The organism is Micromonospora sp. NPDC003776, assembly GCF_053605645.1.
The window spans coordinates 1-2,888 of sequence record NZ_JBSGJR010000734.1; the positions used below are offsets into that span (position 1 = coordinate 1).

The following is a 2,888-nucleotide window of genomic DNA, read 5'->3' on the forward strand; positions in this document are numbered from 1 at the left end:
GCTCCCCGCGGTACGCGCCGCCGACCTGCCCCAGCTGGTCGCGGCCACCGGCCGGCCGTTGAGCGACACCGCCGGCTGAGCCCGCCGCGGCTCTCCCCGGGCCGGTCAGTAGCCGTCGACCACCCGGTTCACCAGCGGCTCCCCGGCGACGAACCGGCGCAGCTGCTCCCCGACCAGCCGGTAGGCCCGCGGCAGCAGGCCCCGGACCGAGCCGGCCACGTGCGGGGTGAGCAGCACGTTCGGCAGCTCCCACAGGGGATGGTCGGCGGGCAGCGGCTCGGGATCGGTCACGTCCAGCGCGGCCCGCAGCCGGCCGGAGGCCAGCTCGGCGACCAGTGCCGAGGTCCGGGCCACCGGGCCGCGCGCCGCGTTCACCAGCAGCGCGCCGTCCGGCATCGCGGCGAGGAACTTCTCGTCGACCAGGCCACGGGTCTGCTCGGTGAGCGGCACCAGCAGCACCACCACGTCCGCCTCGGGCAGCAGCGCGGGCAGCTCGTCCACCCCGTACACGCCCTCGGCCGGGCGGGCCGTACGGGCGACCAGGGTGAAGGCCACCTCGAACGGGGCCAGCCGGGCGCGGACCGCCGCCCCGATGGAGCCGGCGCCCACGATCAGCACCCGCTTGCCGGCCAGCTCGTCGGTCGGGGCCACCTCGCCGTACGCCCACTCGCGCCGGGCCTGCGCCTGGGCGAGCGGGACGAAGCCCCGCAGCGCGGACAGGATCGCGGCGACGACCCACTCGGCGGTGGCGGAGTCGTGCACGCCCCGCGCGTCGCAGAGCGTCACCCCGGCGGGGACGCGCCCCACCCAGGCGTCCGCCCCGGCGGAGAGGAGCTGCACCACCGCCAGGTCGGGCAGCTCGGCCAGCAGCGCCCCGGCGTCCGCGCCGGAGAGGAAGGGCGGCACCCAGAACCGCACGCCGGCCGGGGACGACGGGAGCCGGGCGGGATCCTCCAACAGCTCCACGGTCACCTTCGGCGGCAGGTCGCCGAGGAGGTCCTGGCCGGCGGGGTGCGGAATCCATACCTTCACGACCGCCGACGATAGCCGCCCCCCGTTCCGGCCGACCCGGGACGGGGTAACCGGGACCGTGACCGTGGCCCCAGGGCCGCTCAGGTCGGTGGACGCACCGGGTATAACCGAGGACGGGCCGCCGGTCGGCGGCCCGTCCTCCCAAGACAGGTGGCGATGACCGAGCACCCGCCCGACCGGACGGCCGGTCCGCCACCGTCGCTGGCCGATCCCGAACGGCTCCGGGCGCTCGCGGAGACCCGCCTCGACGCGGTGCCCGACGAGGCCTTCGACCGGTTCGCGCGGCTGGTCAGCACCCTGCTCGAGGTGCCGGTCGCGCTGGTCTCGCTGGTCTCCGGGGACCGGCAGTTCTTCCCCGGCGCGGTGGGGCTGCCCGACCCGTGGTCGGCCCGGCGGGCGACGCCGCTCAGTCACTCCTTCTGCCAGCAGGTGGTCGACCTCGAGGCACCGATGGTGCTGCCCGACGCCCGGCTCGACGCCCGGGTGCGGCACAACCGGGCGATCGAGGAGCTGGGTGTGATCGCGTACGCCGGGATGCCGCTGACCGACCTGGAGGGACGGGTCCTCGGTTCGCTCTGCGCGATCGACAGCCAGCCGCGCGCCTGGACGGCCGAGCAGTTGCGCACGCTGGCCGACCTGGCCGCCGCCTGCTCCTCCGAGCTGCGGCTACGGATCGCCGTCGACAGCGCCGACCAGGCCCGCCGCCGGGCCGAGGAGGCGCACGACCGGCTGGCCATGCTGGCCGGCATGAGCGAGATGCTCGGCGGCACGCTGGACGTCGGCACCGCGGTGGAGCGGCTCGGCCGGGCCATGGTGCCGCTGCTGGCCGACTGGTGCCTGGTCACCCTGGTCGACCCGGCCCGCCGGCCCCGGACGGTGTGGGCGCGGCACCGCGACCCCGGGCACGCCGCGGACGTGGCCCGCTTCGCCGAGCTGCTCGCCACGGGGCTCGGGCCCGGATCGATCATCCGGTCCGTGCTGCGGACCGGCCGGCCGGTGCTGCACCGCGCGGCCGCCCTCGCCGACGTCGAACGCGGCACCACCGAGCCGGAGCTCGTGCCGCTGGCCGCCCGGCTCGGTCTCGGCTCCCACCTGAGCGTCCCGATCGCCGGCGCCGGCGGGCGGGCCATCGGCTGTGTGACCCTGGTCAACGCCCCCGACCGCCGGCCCTTCGACGAGGGCGACCTGTACACCGCGCTGGACATCGGGCGCCGGGCCGGCCAGGCCGTCGGCAACAGCCGGATGTACGGCGAGCAGCGGCGCGTCGCCGAGGTGCTCCAGCACAGCATGCTGCCCACCCTGCCGGCGGTGCCCGGCATGGAGCTGGCCGCCCGTTACCTGCCGGTCGCCGACCGGGTGGAGGTGGGCGGTGACTGGTACGACGCCTTCGTCCAGCCGGACGGGGAGCTGGTCGCCGCGATCGGCGACGTGGCCGGGCACGATATCGAGGCGGCCGCGACCATGGGCCAGCTGCGCAATCTGGTACGGGGCGACGCGTACGGCCGGAACGACCCGGTCGAGGAGCTGATGACCCGCCTGGACCGGGCGATCCACGGGCTGGCCATCCCCACCGTGGCCACCGCCGTGCTGGCCCGGGTCCGCCGGACCGGGGACGGCCGGCTCCAGGTCTCCTGGTGCAGCGCGGGACACCCGGCGCCGCTGCTGGTCCACGCCGACGACCGGGTGACGGTGCTCGACCGGTCGCGGGAACCCCTGCTCGGCCTGAGCCGACCGCCCCGCCGGACCAGCCGCGAGCTGGTTCTCGCCCCCGGGGACACCCTGCTGCTGCACACCGACGGGTTGATCGAGCGCCGGGACCGGACCCTCGACGAGGGGCAGGCCGAACTGGTCAAGCG

General features: G+C 76.5%; 2 protein-coding genes. One reads left to right on the top strand and one right to left on the bottom strand.

The window, feature by feature from the left end:
- Positions 1-105 precede the first annotated feature (105 nt).
- Complete coding sequence (locus tag ACWEVO_RS34140; RefSeq protein WP_452311539.1) at positions 106-1,032, bottom strand: 2-hydroxyacid dehydrogenase; 927 nt, start codon at positions 1,030-1,032, stop codon at positions 106-108.
- A gap of 156 nt (positions 1,033-1,188) precedes the next feature.
- Between ACWEVO_RS34140 and ACWEVO_RS34145 the strand changes: the two genes are divergently transcribed.
- Positions 1,189-2,888 (top strand): SpoIIE family protein phosphatase (locus ACWEVO_RS34145; RefSeq protein WP_452311540.1); only part of this gene is annotated, 1,700 nt, incomplete at its 3' end.